This is a genomic window from Pseudoalteromonas ardens, from assembly GCF_030125445.1.
GTDB lineage: Bacteria > Pseudomonadota > Gammaproteobacteria > Enterobacterales > Alteromonadaceae > Pseudoalteromonas > Pseudoalteromonas ardens.
In genome coordinates, this window is sequence record NZ_JASJUV010000011.1 from 77,029 (window position 1) to 91,851 (window position 14,823).

Here is a 14,823-nt window from a genome sequence, read left to right on the forward strand (position 1 = left end):
ACTGTAACTCATCTGAACGCTAAAAACACCTGATTGTTGGGCACAGGCAATTTGCGAGCAGCTGCCATTTTTGCAGGACAAAGCGATTGTTTAATAAACATACATAGTGTACTATTTAAAGATAACTGTTCACTGGGGATATGGTTATGTTAAGTCGGCTTAAAACACGGACGCTTTTGCTTACAGCTGCTTTAGTCTTGTCTGCTGGCGTGGTTTCATTCAGCGGTGATGATGACTTGGTCGCAAAAAATGAGATGTGTCAGTGCTCCACCACTCAGGTGAGTCAGCACGCGCCATCAAATTTATGTAAGTTGGAGTCACACACTAGTTGGTATGCCTGGTTAACTGGCGGCAGTAGTAATGCGCAGTTCCACTACCTTGATCTTCTTGAGCTATTGCTTGGCTCGGGTGACGAGCAAACGTCGAGTCAATTTTCGCAATTCTAATTGATACCAACACGCTTAATTATACCTTTCATCAGGTGAGTCATTGAGGCGAGTTGGTATTCATACACTATACTGTTAGGTATCTCGTTGCACTTAGGAGCCAGGATGCCGTGACAGAACGATTCTTTATACTTATTCAAAGTGTACTTGCTGCGATGTTTGGTGTGCAAAGCCAGGCTAAATATCGTGTCGATTTCAGCCAAAAACACTTTTGGCCTTTTGCCTTGCTGGCCGTGTGTTTTGTTATCGCACTGGTTATCGCTTTAGCCTGGTTTGTAAATGCCATTGTATTATGACATGTCAGCCATTCAACGCGATTATTCGTGATATAAGGCCATCAGCTCATCAACCCGGTTGCGACCAGAGCCTTTAGGGCTAATGGTTCTTTTTACCTGGATCACATCCAAGTGGGCCTGGCTGTAGATCTTGCGCGTCAGCACCGTATCATGGTTGGATATCAGGACGGGTGTTTGCTGTTCAAAGGCGGCCTTTTCTGCCAGGTTAGCGAGTTGTGCCTGATCGTCAAAGTTAAACCCCCCTTTAGCATAGGCTGTGAATGAAGCGGTTTTACTCAGCGGCACATAGGGCGGATCACAATATACGACCGCTTTCTTAGGAATACGCCTAAAAACCTGCTCATAGCTCAAACAAGTAAAGGTTGCCTGCTGTGCTTTTTCTGAAAAAAAGTACAGCTCATTTTCCGGAAAATAAGGGCGCTTATATTTACCAAAGGGCACGTTAAAAATGCCCTTGAGGTTATAGCGACAAAGCCCATTGTAGCCATGCCGGTTCATGTACAAAAACAGAATCGCCCGCTCATAAACATCAACGCTTTCATTAAACTGCTGGCGATAGGCATAGTAGGCATCAGGATGATTATTCAGGTCAACAAACAACTTTCTGGCATCACTAATGAACTCGTCCGGAGTGCGCTGTAGCTCTTTGTACAGGTTAATCAGGTCCGCATTAATGTCATTGAGTATATAGTGCTTAAAATGACTATTGAGAAAGACAGATCCAGCCCCAACAAAGGGCTCCACCAGAGTTTCGGCCTCTTCATTTGCGGCTTGCAAGCGCTTGGTAATTTCTTCCACCAAGGCATATTTTCCACCTGCCCATTTTAAGAAAGCTCTGGTCTTTTTTTGCATGATCTGACTAGTTACCCCAAAGTAGCGCGATTCTACACTATTTTTGCGTTTGTGACTGTTGGATTTGTTGCTTAATTTGCACGATACGTTTAAAAAATGGCTGTCCTGCTAACACGGCTTCAGGTAATTCAGTCCGGGCCTGTTTCGCGTCATCTAAGGTTGCAAATGGCGCCAGGGTCACAAACCACCACGCCTTGCCTGCACGCATAACCTGAGCGGTTCGGATCTGCGACAACTTATGTTGCTCGATATATCGCCGTGCCACAGACTCATCAGTCACAGCCAGCAGTTGAATAGTCCAGGCATTACTGTCTTGCGCCAAAAACCAGGCATTGTCTGATAAGCCTGAAACCGGATCCGGCTGCACCTGAGGCTGTGTTATAATGACCGGCTCTGGCGTTTCAACCTCTTCATTGATGTCTGTACGCTCAGCGCCATCGCTTGATATATCTGGTTGCGTCAGTACTTGTGCGACCGCTGCCGACGCATTAGGTTCACCTTGTGCATCTCTGTCAGACGCGGCAGTGTGTTCAGCGTCTTCTTCATTTATTTCGACTTGATACTCGTCCCCAGCAGCCTGGCCCTGGGTTAACGCGCCGAGTATGGATTGTACATCATGCTGCAAAGGAAGCTGAGTGTCGCTGCTATCTGATCGCTCTGTTAATGCCCGGGAAACAGGCTGCGCGATTTCATCCGAGAGCGCCTCTTGCGTCGTCAGCACAGTCGGTTCAGGCAATACCTCAACCGAGGTTGCGCCAACATCCTGTTGCAGACGCAATAGATCGGCCAAATCTTTTTGATAAAGCAGTGCGACCAGAAACAAGGCCGTAATCACAACAAAGGCACCCAAAAACCCTTTCCATTGCCGGCTACTCATTGTTTGTTTGGATTTCAGCGTCAATTGATGCTGGTTTTGCTGCCATTCGAGCAAAATGCTGGGGTTACCGCCCGCTTCACTCAAGAAGGTGTTGAATATAGGATCTTCTGAAGGCGGTAACTCTGGAAAAAACATCGCCATCAGGCGGCGACTTTCCGTTAATGACAGGGACTCCAGATGAATATCCAGCGCTTCGGGCAATATCTTAGGGGCTTGTCCTGTTACCAGAATATATAAAGTGTCCGGGGCCTTTTTAGCCAGCAGCTGAAGCTCCTGGATCAGCTCATCACTCAGGTGACGTGCACCATCAATGACCCAGAGGCACGGACCACAAGGTTGCTCATTATACAGAACAAAGAAATTCTCACTTAAGGACAACTTATGGTCGACTAGCGGTGCGCGAAAGCTATTTTCTAACAGCTGCTGAACCAGCTCGGTGTCTTTGGTATGTGCACCCAACTTAACAAAAGCTTTGCTAAAGTCAGGGTACTTGTCTGTGATGAAAGACTCAGCCAGGTAACTTTTGCCTAGCCCTGAGTTACCAACCAGGCAGATCAGGTTTTGTCCATACTCAAACTGCATTGCAATCCGGTCGACCAAAGCGGCACGACTCGGTAAGATTTGCGACTGCATCAGTGCCCTATTAGCTGGCCTAAGGTGTCATCAGATACGTCATCGACCAGCTGGCACTTGCCCAGACTGGTAGGTACGATAAAGCGGATCTTACCTTGTTTATTTTTCTTATCTTTACGCATGTGAGAGATAAACTGTGCCGTTGTCATCGATGTGGGCGGTGCAACTGGCAATTGATACATTTCTAGCAAAGCTGCGATACGCGCGACTTCATGCTCAGTTAACGCGCTTCTAAGATGTGCCAGACGGGCCGCTAACATCATGCCCGCAGCGACCGCTTCACCGTGAAGCCATACGCCATAACCCATCTGCGCTTCAATGGCATGGCCAAACGTATGCCCCAGATTCAGCAGCGCACGCAATCCAGCTTCTTTCTCATCTTGTGCGACAATGTCGGCTTTGATGGCACAGCAACGATGGATCACTTGCATTAACAAGTCGGTGTCCAACTCGTGCAAAGCATTGCCATTATCTTCAAGTAGTGTCAGAAAATCTTTGTCGTAAATCAGGCCGTACTTAATCACTTCAGCCATGCCCGCTGCGAACTCGCGCGGTGGTAAACTCTTCAGTGTATTGGTATCAATAAACACCGCTTTAGGCTGATAGAAAGCACCTATCATATTTTTACCTAAAGGATGATTGACGGCTGTTTTGCCACCAACCGACGAATCTACCTGAGACAGTAAGGTTGTCGGGATCTGAATGAATGGCACACCACGCTGATAGCAGGCTGCAACAAAACCGGTCAGATCACCAACTACGCCGCCACCTAAAGCAATCAGACAGGTATCCCGACCACAGTTGTGCTCAAGCAAAAATGCGTTAATACGCTCAAACCACTCCAGAGATTTGTATTGCTCCCCATCAGGAATGCAAAAATGAAGCGGCGCTTTGCCCTCTAACTGCGTGAGTAATGTATCCAGATACAAAGGTGCAACAGTCTCGTTGCTGATGATGACGGGGCGCGCATTGCCAATATGCTGCAATAACCGCCCCTGATCGGTAAGAAGATCTTGGCCAATATAGATAGGATAGCTACGCTCGTTTAAATCTACTGTTAATTCAAGCATGTGCCGTCACCTCCTATCTAGCCTACATGTTTAGAAATCTAACTTCTCAATGATTTGATTAGCAACCACTTTGGCGCTTTGTTCATCTGTGCGTACAACGTGATCCGCCACTTCTTTATACAGTGGTTCACGTTCATCTGCCAGACGCACTAATACGTCGCGTGAATCTTCTTCTGTTTGTAGCAAAGGACGACGCTTATCGCGCTGGGTACGTGCTACTTGCTTCTCAATTGGGGTTTCAAGATAAACCACAATACCACGAGCAGATAGTTTGTTACGTACCTCTTTACTGATGACCGAGCCGCCGCCAGTAGCCAATACGATGCCTTGCTTTTCGGTAAGATCAGAAATCACGGTCTCTTCGCGACGACGAAACCCTTCTTCCCCTTCAATATCGAACACCCAGGAGATATCAGCACCAGTGCGGCGCTCGATTTCTTGATCTGAATCGAAGAACTCCAGATGTAATTGGTCCGCAATGTGACGACCAATCGTGCTCTTACCAGCCCCCATTGGGCCTACCAGAAATATATTACGTTTCTCAGCCATATCTTTTTAGTACAAACGAACTCTAAAATTTGAAATAAAACCCCGCCTAACGACCTGGCCCCAAAATTAAGGAGGGGATTATCTCAGCAATCAATGCGTGATTTCAAGTCAAAAGGCAACTTTCACGCCCATTATTGTTATTTTAGTCTGACTACAGTGAATCATGCATGATCTTAGGTGTCACAAAAATCAATAACTCTCTCTTTTCATTGATTTCTCGTGTGTTCCTAAATAGGACACCTAAGTAGGGTACATCTCCCAGTACAGGCACCTTGCTCACCGCATTGGTCATTTCCTGCTGATAAATGCCCCCTAACACAACCGTCTGACCATTTTCGACCAAGACCTGAGTCTGGATCCTTTGTGTATTTATCGCCACAGCCGGGCCATTGGCTGTTTGTACTGTATCACCCCGTGTGTCCTGGGTTATGACCAGATCCAAAATAATTTTATTATCCGGCGTTATTTGCGGTGTCACCTCTAAACTCAGCACCGCTTTTTTAAACTGAACGGTCGATGCACCACTGGAAGCCGATTCCACATAAGGGATCTCAGTACCCTGCTCAATCCGCGCCGTTTTCTGGTTTGCAGTCGTAATGCTGGGTGTTGCGATGATCTCACCCTTGTTCTCCTGCTCCAGCGCTGACAGCTCCAAGTCTATCAAAGTCCCGTCTGACAGTTTAGCAATGTGCATGCCTATACTGCCTGCCGTTGAACCTTGTACCGGCAAATTCACATTCAGACGCTCGGCTAAATCAGGGATAGTGCCTCCGGAGAGCTTATTAGTTGCCTCCAGAGAGCCCGAAATCGCATCTGTGCCTTGTTGATCACTGAACCCCCAACGGATCCCCAAGTCTTCCTGAATGTTATCTGACACCGTAACCATACGCGATTCAATACGCACCTGCTTAACCGGCACATCCAGCGTCTCAACCATACGTCTGACGTTTTCAATGCTACGCGAGGTGTCCTTAATCAGCAGGGTATTGGTCCGCTTATCCACAGAGACACTGCCACGCAGGCTGATGATGGAGTTTTCATCCGTTTTAAGTAAATCAGCGAATTCTTCTGCTTTAGCGTAATTCAGCTGAATGTATTCACTATATAAAGGCTCCAGCTCTTCAACCTGACGTTTTGCCTGCAACTCTTTTGCTTCTCTGGCGGCCAGCTCTTCAGACGGCGCCACCATCAAAATAGCTCCTTCCATGCGTTTATCAAGCCCTTTCACCCGTAACACCACATCCAGTGCCTGATCCCAGGGGACACCATCCAGGCGCAAGGTAATGTTGCCCGTAACCGAATCACTGGTGACCAGATTAAAGTTGTTAGTATCGGCGATTATCTGCAACACAGAACGGATCGGGATATCCTGAAAGTTCAATGTGATCGGCTGTCCCTGATAATTTTTCGTATCCGCATACGAAAATTCCTGATCGTCTTTTTCTACTGTCAGGGTAAAGATGTTGTCTAATTGCTGATAATTGAACTTAAAAGCGCCATTAGGTTTGATCACCAAACGACTTTTCCCCTCTTCACGGAAGGTTTCAACCGTACTCACAATGGTGCCAAAATCAACCACATCCAGCTCATATAGTAACTCATCCGGGATGGCAATATGATGAAAGTCAGCGTAAATCTGCCCGCCTCGCTCCTGCACATCGATCGCCGCCTGACTGGAATCCAGAAAGGCTAGGATCTGAGCAGCACCTTTATCTGTGCGACGGAAATCAATATTTTGGATCCGATTCATCTCGCTGTGCAGCGTATCAGGTTGCGTATCCTCGCTGGAAACTGGAATTGGCTGATCTGAAACTTTGATGTAAACCAGATTATTTTTAACCTCAGTGCGATAGAGTTTAAGTGCAGACATTTCAACACTCAGCACAAATCCGCCCTGTTCCATCCTGCTCTTGATCCGCTCAATCCCGGCTTGGTTCACTTTGAGCAGTTCCAGGCTTTCTTCGTATTCTGCATCCGGGAAAAACAACTCTATACGTGCCGGCTCATTCAGCACCTGCACTTTGGGTTCAATCGCCAGCTTTTCATCAAACACAAGCTGTAGCTCAGTTTCTCCGCTCGGCACCGGGTTATAACGCACATCGTACAGCATTGGCATTGCCTGGGCGAGCAACGCTGTGCCCATTAAAATGCCACCCATCAGAGTTTTCACAACGTGTTTGATCCCGTCGCGCGCAATCATATTTTCACCTTTTTTATTCTTCACTGGCACCGATGTCCTCGGCTTCCACCATTTCGACTTTGCTCAGGCGCTCTTTCCAACATCCCGTTCCGTCTGGGATCAGTTCCATCAGCTCCAGATGGTCGGCTTGTACGCTCACCACTTTACCGTGATACAAACCCATGTATTCATTTTTCTTTATTCTGAACAAACCTTGCTCGCCAGCTCTGATCAACGCCCATACCGTCTCACCGCGTGTGATCGTGCCTTTCATCATCAAATTATCCAGCGCGTATTTTTCTAGCGGATCTCGGGGACGATTCGGATCTGGGTGAAGACAGTTTTTAACCTGTACCAGGCGACTCTCAATGACTTCCGGTTGTGGGGCGACAAAAGGACTGCGTAGTTGAGCCGCACTATAGGGAAAGTGCTCAAACTGCGCCATTTCGGGCATAGGCTCTATGCTCGGAGTCGCATTCGCCTGCACCCGGTCAATAAACTCTTTTTGTTCTGCAGTGTTATCGTTACACCCTGTCAGTGCAATCATCGCAAACAAAACCAGCAGACGCCTCATTCTTCAGTCTCCTGTTCGTAGCGGTAGGTTTTTGCTACCACGCTAAACACCAACTGATTATTGCCTGCTCCCTCAATACGAAAATCATGCAAACTCACAATACGCGGCAACTGCGCCACTTTACTGACAAACTCACCAAACTCGTGATACGTCCCCACAACTTCAAGATTAATTGGCAGTTCCGTATAAAATTCTTTTTTAATCTCAGGCAGCCAGCCTATTTTTAGAAACGTCAGGCCACTGGATGTGCCAACATACGTTAAATCATCGAGCAACCCCGGGGTTTCATTCGAGGTTGGCAGTTTTCTTAATAATTGAGAAAACTGCGCTTCCATGTCCTGCATTTGCTGTCGATATAACTCCAGGTTATTTGCCCGACCGTATTTGACGCGGTAGCTGGTGCGCAACTCTTCTTCTTTTTTGACCGCTCGCTCAAAGCTGGCCACCGACGCAGAGACCAGCATGCTGTATCCTACGACCAGCATGATCACCACCACTACAGCGCAACAAATGGCTTTCACTGGCATCGGCCACTCGCCAATGTTATCCAGCTCAATTTCGTTCCAGTCGATCTCCTGCAGCGACTTCAAATCAAGTTTCATGGCCTAATTCTCCGCCTGCGTTGTCTGAGCTAACTCGGCGCGTTCTTTCTCCATTTGAGCGAACGTTTTAACGTAAAAATTCATCGTGAAATTACTCAGTAAACGCTCTTCGCGTTCACCAGCGACAATGCCCTGGAGTAACGGATCCCGCAATAAATAAGACGACTCGACTGCTCGCAACATTTGCGACAGGCGGTTGTTCGATTCACTGCGGCCAATCACTTTGATCATATTCTGTTGTCGTTCCAGACTCGTCAGATAGACGCCCGCTGGCACAACCCGGGTCACCTCATCAATGATCTGCGTGCCCAAATTACGGTTGCTCTGCAACTCTTCAATCAGCCGGATCCGACGCTGCAGGTTTTCTTTTTGTTGGTTCAACCCGCGGATTTCCCCGATCCGCTTATCCAGCTTTTTAATCTCACTGGACAGATACAGGTTCTTGATTTCCTGCCCTTCTTTAAGGGTGTCATAAAATGCACCAATGCCGTACATCAGCGCTAAGCTGGCAGCGACGATGATCCCCAATATGGTCAGGAATTTTTGTTGAGAAGCCTGCCGTTGCTGCTCACGCCAGGGCAGTAAATTTATATGTGGCATGACGAAAAGCTCCTCAGTGCCAACCCGGTTGCGATGGCAAACTGCGCTCTGTGATTATTCAGTACACCTCGATCCACTTTAGGCGCTATTTCCATATTCGCAAACGGATCCGCCACAATCGCATGCACACCCAGCTCATCCACAAGCAAACGGTCGAGCCCTTCCACTTGTGCAGTCCCACCGGTCAAAACAATGTAGTCGACCTGCTCCTGGCCACTGGTCGTCATAAACATTTGTAGTGCACGACGCACCTGCTGTAACAGCGAAGTCTGGAATGGTGCGAGTACTTCAAAGGTATAGTTCGGCGGCAAATCACCGGTGGTTTTTGCCAACTCGGCCTGATCAAAACTCTTGTTGTAATACGCAACAATGCTATTGGTGTACTGCTCTCCACCAAAAACCTGGTCCCGGGTATATAGCGTTTTACCGGACTGTACGACACTCACCAAAGTCACCACAGCACCAATATCAATGATCCCGACGACTTTATCGTAAGCATCAGAGGGCAGCTGACCATACAAAACCTCAGCAGAACGGGCGAGAGCGTAACTTTCAACATCCACAACTTTCGCTTTTAAGCCTGCTTCTTCCAGTGCACTTACACGCGCCTGTACACTTTCCGTCCTGGCCGCAGACAACAGCACATTGACCTTAGAAGGATCCGCCTCATTCACCGTTAGCTTTTCGAAATCCAGGCTGACTTCATCGAGTGGATAAGGGATCAGGCTATCGGCCTCAATCGCGATTTGTGATTCTAATTCAGCATCGCTTAACGACACATCCATAAAAATCATTTTGGTAATGACCGTTTGGCCAGAGACAGCAACCGCTGCAAAGTGACTGGTTTTTGGCAGGCGTTTGCGTATTTTACTGATGACTTTACCGACCGCTTCAATATCCTGAATGGCACGCTCTTTCATTGCGCCTTTGGGTAGTGGTTCAATGGCAACGGCCTCAACCCGGTACCCTGCGCTTGATTCGGCTAACATAACAGCCTTTACGCAGTGTGAGCCTATGTCTACCCCGACCATCATTGGAGCTTGTTTTTTTAAGAATTGACGCAACATGCCGTTAGCCCAAGTATCCAGAATTCTGTACAGTGTTAATTAAGAGTTTAGTCATTTAGGTACAGTTTGGCGAAAAGCGTTATACTACTTGCCAACTTTCGGCCACACTCCCATGCACCTTCATTAGGCACAAAGTAATTTACGCAAAAATTATTAATCGTTTTTTAATCAGGATATACTAACAGCGTCCGATTGTAATTGGGAGTCTCGCTAGGGATAAATTCGTGAATTTATTAAAAAGATTACTACAACTTATACTGCTTTGCACGACACTGGGCCTGCTTACCTTGTTCGGCCTTTATTACTATGTCAAATCAGACATTCCCAGTGTAAAGGTTTTAAAAGATGTACAGCTGCAAACCCCAATGCAGGTCTTTACCCGCGACGGCAAACTGATCAATCAGTTTGGCGAGAAACGCCGTATTCCGGTTAAAATTAATGACATTCCAGAGCCTTTACTCCAGGCTTTTCTGGCCACCGAAGACAACCGCTTTTATGATCATTTTGGCATCGATCCTATCGGCATTGTGCGGTCATTTATCGTCCTGGTCAGCACCGGAGAGAAAAAACAAGGTGCCAGTACCATCACCATGCAGCTGGCACGAAACTTCTTCCTGACCCGAGAAAAGGCCTATATTCGTAAAGTGAAAGAAATCTTTATCGCCTTACATATCGAACGATTACTCAATAAAGATGAAATTCTTGAGCTTTACCTCAATAAAATAGAACTGGGTCATCGAGCCTTTGGGATCGGAGCAGCTGCCCAGGTGTATTATGGCAAGGAACTACATGAGCTGAGCCTGGCGCAAATGGCGATGCTGGCCGGCCTGCCCAAAGCACCTTCAGCACTCAATCCAATCCGTAACCCGCAACGTGCCAAGTTACGCCGCAACGTCGTGTTGGGCAGGATGCTGACTGAAGGCTACATCTCTCAGGCCCAATACAACGAGGCCACTCAGGCACCGATCACGGCAAAACGACACGGCGCTGAAATAGAACTCTATGCGCCTTATATATCGGAAATGGTCCGCGCTTACATGGTGAAAACCTATGGTGAAGACCAGGCCTACAACTCCGGTTTTAAGGTTTATACCACAGTCGAATCCGACGTTCAGGCCGCTGCACAACAAGCCCTGATCGACAACCTGCACGCTTATGATATGCGACACGGCTTCCGTGGCCCGCAAGCGCAATACTGGCAACCAGAGGAAGCCCCCTGGTCGACTACTCAGATCCTGGAGAAACTGCGCAGTGTCAAAGAAATAGACCCGCTTCAAGCAGGTGTTGTGACAGCACTTGAAGAGCAAAGTGCCACGGTATTGCTCAAAGACGGCACCTCAATCACTGTGCCCTGGTCCGGGTTAAAATGGGCGCGTGCATATATCACAGAGCGCCGCCAGGGGTTACCGCCGAAACAAGCAAGTGATATTCTCGCGCCGGGTATGCAGATCTGGGTGCGTAATAAAGACCAGAATTGGCTACTCAGCCAATTTCCTCAGCCTGCCAGTGCGTTGGTGTCATTAGATCCACAAAGTGGTCGCATTAAAGCCCTGGTTGGCGGCTACAGTTTCCGTCAAAGCCAGTACAATCGGGCCGTTCAGGCTAAGCGCCAGGTTGGTTCGAACATCAAGCCATTTATCTACTCGGGTGCGCTGGAAGCTGGCTACACGTTGTCGACCATCATCAACGATGCCCCAATCAATCATTGGGATAAAAGCATGGGCGTCGCCTGGCGTCCGAAAAACAGCCCAGATGTGTACAGTGGCCCAATTCGTATTCGCCGTGCTCTGGCTCAGTCGAAAAACGTTGTGTCAGTACGCTTACTGCGGGGTATGGGGCTCAACGCAGCCGCCGACCATATTCTCAAGTTTGGTTTTAATAACGAGGACATTGTTCGCAGCGAATCGCTGGCTCTGGGCAGTGCATCACTAACGCCGCTGGAAATGGCCCGCGGTATGAGTGCCTTTGCCAATGGTGGGCACTTAGTCGAAACCTATTTTATTGAAAAACTCACCGACAGCTATGGCAATGTTCTGGGTGCCGCCCAGCCACTGAACATCTGTAGTGAAGAAGAATGGGAAGTCGACCAGTACACCTGTGCACCGCGGATCATTTCCGAGCGCAATGCATTTTTAATCGCCGACGCAATGAAAAGCGCGATCTGGGGTGGCGGCAGCTGGAAACACAAAACCGGCTGGACTGGCACCGGCTGGCGTGCACAGGCGCTGAAGCGCAAAGACTTGGCCGGCAAAACCGGTACCACCAACAGCTCGGTCGATACCTGGTTTACGGGGTTTAATCGCAACGTACTCACCACCGTTTGGGTCGGATTTGACGATCCGGGTAAGTCACTGGGCCGCGCAGCGTATAACGCCAATCTGGGTAAGCAACAGGTCGTCGGTGCCGAAGCCGGTGCCACATCAGCACTGCCGGGCTGGGTGCAGTTTATGCGTGCAGCATTGAAAGATGAGCCACTTGCACCAATTGACCCGCCTCCGGGCCTGGTGTCTGTGCGCATCGATTTAAAAACCGGGTTATTGAGTGAGCGTAACGATCACACCAGCCGTTTCGAATATTTTGAACGTGGCACCACCCCAACAAAATACGTACTTGAAACAGGCTCCAGTACGCCGTTTGAAGAGCAACTCCCGGATACAGAAGAGCTGTTCTAATAGCCTTAACGCAAAAAGGCCGGTGACAGTCACCGGCCTTTTTTGTCTTTCTTTCGGTTATCTCAGCTGCTGCGTTAACCAGTACAGGTCGGAGTGGATCCCCGCTGCGGTTACTTCTTTACCCGCACCTGGCCCTTGAATAACCAAGGGGTTTTGTTCATACCACTGGGTGGTTATCACAAAAATATTGTCCCCCGGGGTTAAATTGGCAATCGCGCTCCCCTGAGCAACTTGCGCAATGCCCACTTTGGCACGGACTGTTCCTGATGCGTCAATCTCCAGGGCACCGGTATACCTCAGCACTTTGTCAGCAGCCTGAGCTGCTTCCTGACGTTGCTGATAAAACGCATCTAACTCATCTTTGCGTGCCAAAAAGGCTTCCCAACTGCCTTCAGCCAATGTCTCAGGCATCAGCGCCTCTAAGGCAATGTCGTCCAGCTCGAGCTGTAAACCCAGTTCACGTGCCAGGATCAATAGCTTGCGTTGCATATCGCGACCGGATAAATCTTCTCTGGGATCCGGCTCGGTATACCCCATTTCTTGTGCCGCCAATACCAGCTCAGAGAAAGGACGAGTGCCATCAAAACTGCTACACAACCAGGATAAAGTGCCCGAAAACACCCCTTCAATGCGCACGACTCTGTCGCCGCTATTTTGCAGATCGGCCAGCGCGAAATTGACAGGCAGCCCGGCGCCAACACTGGTGTTATAGCGCCACAGCAAATTACGCTCTTGCAACTGAGTACGCAATGCCTGATACCAGTCATGTTGCGCAGTTCCAGCATACTTGTTCGCACTGATCAGATGGCAATCGTGGGCCGCAAAATCCGGGTAAAGCTGGCTAAATGCCTCACTGGCAGTGATATCAATCACCACCTTGTGTTCATAATCCAGCTCGCTAATGCGATCCAGCAGTTCTTCATGCGAGTAATCCTGCGCCTCACTGTGCCACTGCTGTTGCCATTGCGACAACGTTAAGCCGCTCGGGCAGAACACCATTTTCTGTGAGCGTAACAGTGCCACCACTTTCAAATCAAACTGGCTCTGAAGGCGCGCAATTTGTTGCTGACACTGGCTCAGGAAGACCTCGCCAACGTTGCCCAGACCGGCGATGATCACCGCCAGTTCACGCCCTTTGTTCACCAGTTTGTCGTGCAAGATAGCCAATACATCACTGTCAATAGCCTGATCTGTAAGGAATAAAGCATAATCTGTGGCACTGTGAGTAAAGCGCACCACCACGGCCTGTTCATCCAGTACCGCCTGTGCCTGGCGCACTAACGGTGCAATGTCCGGGCTAGGTGCAACCACAGCAAAACCACGCAGGTGAGATTCAACGATAGTGACCCGGCCGCTCAGGCGCAAAACAACCTGATGTGTGAATTCACTGGGCACCAGCAGGTAATCTTCGCCGTTTTGGTTGAAGTGGTGGATGCCATGCTGGATCAGCTGACTCAGGGCCCCGACTTCGCCAGAAACCAGTGTATCAACGCGCAATAAGTCCAGATCGCCAAAGGTGGTCACAAAGCGCTTTTCTTTGCTGTAGCCTTGCTTGACCACTTCGGTGCCCTGCACGTCGGGGTCAAAACTGCTGCGTACCTGAAGCTTAATGGCGGTCTCTTTAAGTGGAGACAGTGTTTTTGCGTGCAAAACCGGGTTGCCAAGTCGTGCCAGCAAATTAGCTTGCGCGCGGCACACTTTGCTGTACTTGATTGCATTACCCACTTTACGTGGATCGGTGCTGAAAACGCCTGGCGTGTCGGTCCAGATAGACACAGACGCTGCATCTAAATAGTTGGCTAATAATGTGGCGCTGTAGTCACTGCCGTTACGCCCCAATGTGACCGTATTGCCTGCACTATCAGCGGCAATAAAACCGGTCACAACATATATTTTGTCCTGATCAAGTGCCTGATGGCAGGCACTGCGGTTTTGACTGTGCATCAGTTGTCCCTGATGCTGGGTAAACAAAGTACGCGCATCAACATCCTGCGCAGCAATATTCAGGGTGTTCAACAAAGCTGCCAGTAAACGCGCTGACCAAATCTCACCAAACGCCAACAACGGGGCTTCGAGCAACTGGCGTGACTGTGCCTGACGACCGATGCTACTCAGCTCATCCCGTAATTCAGCGACCAGCGAGGATTGCTGCGGTGCGTTAAACAATTCATCAATTAGCTGCAACTGATGGTTTTCCACTTGCAACAAGATGTCACTAAAAGCCCGTTCGTCCTGCTGCTGATAACTCTGCCACAAGGCAACCAAAGTATTGGTCGTTTTACCTGCAGCCGATACCACGATACAGTCACCGCTCTGGCACTGCCCAATGATGATATTGGCAACCGCCTGATAACGAGCAGCCGAGCTCAGGCTCGACCCGCCGAATTTATGTACTGCTTTTGTCAT

The 14,823-nt window shown here is 48.9% G+C and carries 13 protein-coding genes; 3 read left to right on the forward strand and 10 right to left on the reverse strand.

The window, feature by feature from the left end:
* Positions 1 to 146 precede the first annotated feature (146 nt).
* Together QNM19_RS22945 and QNM19_RS22950 are read left to right on the forward strand one after the other, a co-directional pair.
* Entirely contained in the window at positions 147 to 446 is a 300-nt protein-coding gene (locus tag QNM19_RS22945; RefSeq protein WP_284027253.1) for a hypothetical protein, read from the forward strand.
* A 110-nt stretch (positions 447 to 556) separates the two neighbouring features.
* A complete protein-coding gene (locus tag QNM19_RS22950; RefSeq protein WP_058796919.1) occupies positions 557 to 742 on the forward strand; it encodes a DUF2970 domain-containing protein in 186 nt (61 codons plus the stop codon).
* A gap of 21 nt (positions 743 to 763) precedes the next feature.
* Here QNM19_RS22950 and QNM19_RS22955 read toward each other — a convergent pair whose 3' ends face one another.
* The 9 genes from QNM19_RS22955 to QNM19_RS22995 form a co-directional block, all read right to left on the reverse strand.
* Entirely contained in the window at positions 764 to 1,594 is an 831-nt protein-coding gene (locus tag QNM19_RS22955; RefSeq protein WP_010386213.1) for a Dam family site-specific DNA-(adenine-N6)-methyltransferase, read from the reverse strand.
* A gap of 37 nt (positions 1,595 to 1,631) precedes the next feature.
* The gene (locus QNM19_RS22960) at positions 1,632 to 3,104 is read right to left on the reverse strand and encodes an SPOR domain-containing protein (RefSeq protein WP_284027254.1); all 1,473 of its coding nucleotides are present in this window, start codon (positions 3,102 to 3,104) and stop codon (positions 1,632 to 1,634) included.
* Positions 3,104 to 4,174 (reverse strand): 3-dehydroquinate synthase, encoded by a 1,071-nt coding sequence (gene aroB, locus QNM19_RS22965; protein ID WP_284027255.1) that lies wholly within the window; start codon positions 4,172 to 4,174, stop codon positions 3,104 to 3,106. The genes QNM19_RS22960 and aroB overlap by 1 nt, the downstream gene beginning before the upstream one ends.
* 30 nt (positions 4,175 to 4,204) lie before the next feature.
* On the reverse strand, positions 4,205 to 4,723 hold the full coding sequence (aroK, locus tag QNM19_RS22970; RefSeq protein WP_010386209.1) for a shikimate kinase AroK: 519 nt from the start codon (positions 4,721 to 4,723) through the stop codon (positions 4,205 to 4,207).
* A 151-nt stretch (positions 4,724 to 4,874) separates the two neighbouring features.
* Entirely contained in the window at positions 4,875 to 6,923 is a 2,049-nt protein-coding gene (locus tag QNM19_RS22975; RefSeq protein WP_284027256.1) for a type IV pilus secretin PilQ, read from the reverse strand.
* Positions 6,924 to 6,936: 13 nt separating this feature from the next.
* Entirely contained in the window at positions 6,937 to 7,476 is a 540-nt protein-coding gene (locus QNM19_RS22980; RefSeq protein ID WP_049865188.1) for a pilus assembly protein PilP, read from the reverse strand.
* A complete protein-coding gene (locus QNM19_RS22985) occupies positions 7,473 to 8,078 on the reverse strand; it encodes a type IV pilus inner membrane component PilO (protein WP_049865187.1) in 606 nt (201 codons plus the stop codon). Before QNM19_RS22985 ends, QNM19_RS22980 begins: the two co-directional genes overlap by 4 nt.
* A gap of 3 nt (positions 8,079 to 8,081) precedes the next feature.
* Positions 8,082 to 8,678: a PilN domain-containing protein gene (locus tag QNM19_RS22990; RefSeq protein WP_049865186.1), complete on the reverse strand. Its 597-nt coding sequence runs from the start codon at positions 8,676 to 8,678 to the stop codon at positions 8,082 to 8,084.
* Complete coding sequence (locus QNM19_RS22995) at positions 8,666 to 9,745, reverse strand: pilus assembly protein PilM (RefSeq protein ID WP_284027257.1); 1,080 nt, start codon at positions 9,743 to 9,745, stop codon at positions 8,666 to 8,668. The genes QNM19_RS22990 and QNM19_RS22995 overlap by 13 nt, the downstream gene beginning before the upstream one ends.
* A 224-nt stretch (positions 9,746 to 9,969) precedes the next feature.
* Here QNM19_RS22995 and QNM19_RS23000 point away from each other — a divergent pair, with 224 nt between their 5' ends.
* Positions 9,970 to 12,417: a penicillin-binding protein 1A gene (locus tag QNM19_RS23000; RefSeq protein WP_049865185.1), complete on the forward strand. Its 2,448-nt coding sequence runs from the start codon at positions 9,970 to 9,972 to the stop codon at positions 12,415 to 12,417.
* 57 nt (positions 12,418 to 12,474) lie between these two features.
* Here QNM19_RS23000 and metL read toward each other — a convergent pair whose 3' ends face one another.
* Positions 12,475 to 14,823, reverse strand: a complete 2,349-nt coding sequence (metL, locus tag QNM19_RS23005) for a bifunctional aspartate kinase/homoserine dehydrogenase II (protein WP_049865189.1) — start codon at positions 14,821 to 14,823, stop codon at positions 12,475 to 12,477.

Excerpts from the sequence above, each read along its gene's own strand:
- QNM19_RS22945 (WP_284027253.1), top strand. The coding sequence starts at position 147 with ATGTTAAGTCGGCTTAAAACACGGACGCTTTTGCTTACAGCTGCTTTA.
- QNM19_RS22955 (WP_010386213.1), bottom strand. The coding sequence starts at position 1,594 with ATGCAAAAAAAGACCAGAGCTTTCTTAAAATGGGCAGGTGGAAAATAT.
- QNM19_RS22960 (WP_284027254.1), bottom strand. The coding sequence starts at position 3,104 with ATGCAGTCGCAAATCTTACCGAGTCGTGCCGCTTTGGTCGACCGGATT.
- aroB (WP_284027255.1), bottom strand. The coding sequence starts at position 4,174 with ATGCTTGAATTAACAGTAGATTTAAACGAGCGTAGCTATCCTATCTAT.
- aroK (WP_010386209.1), bottom strand. The coding sequence starts at position 4,723 with ATGGCTGAGAAACGTAATATATTTCTGGTAGGCCCAATGGGGGCTGGT.
- QNM19_RS22975 (WP_284027256.1), bottom strand. The coding sequence starts at position 6,923 with ATGATTGCGCGCGACGGGATCAAACACGTTGTGAAAACTCTGATGGGT.
- QNM19_RS22980 (WP_049865188.1), bottom strand. The coding sequence starts at position 7,476 with ATGAGGCGTCTGCTGGTTTTGTTTGCGATGATTGCACTGACAGGGTGT.
- QNM19_RS22985 (WP_049865187.1), bottom strand. The coding sequence starts at position 8,078 with ATGAAACTTGATTTGAAGTCGCTGCAGGAGATCGACTGGAACGAAATT.
- QNM19_RS22990 (WP_049865186.1), bottom strand. The coding sequence starts at position 8,678 with ATGCCACATATAAATTTACTGCCCTGGCGTGAGCAGCAACGGCAGGCT.
- QNM19_RS22995 (WP_284027257.1), bottom strand. The coding sequence starts at position 9,745 with ATGTTGCGTCAATTCTTAAAAAAACAAGCTCCAATGATGGTCGGGGTA.
- metL (WP_049865189.1), bottom strand. The coding sequence starts at position 14,823 with ATGACAAAAGCAGTACATAAATTCGGCGGGTCGAGCCTGAGCTCGGCT.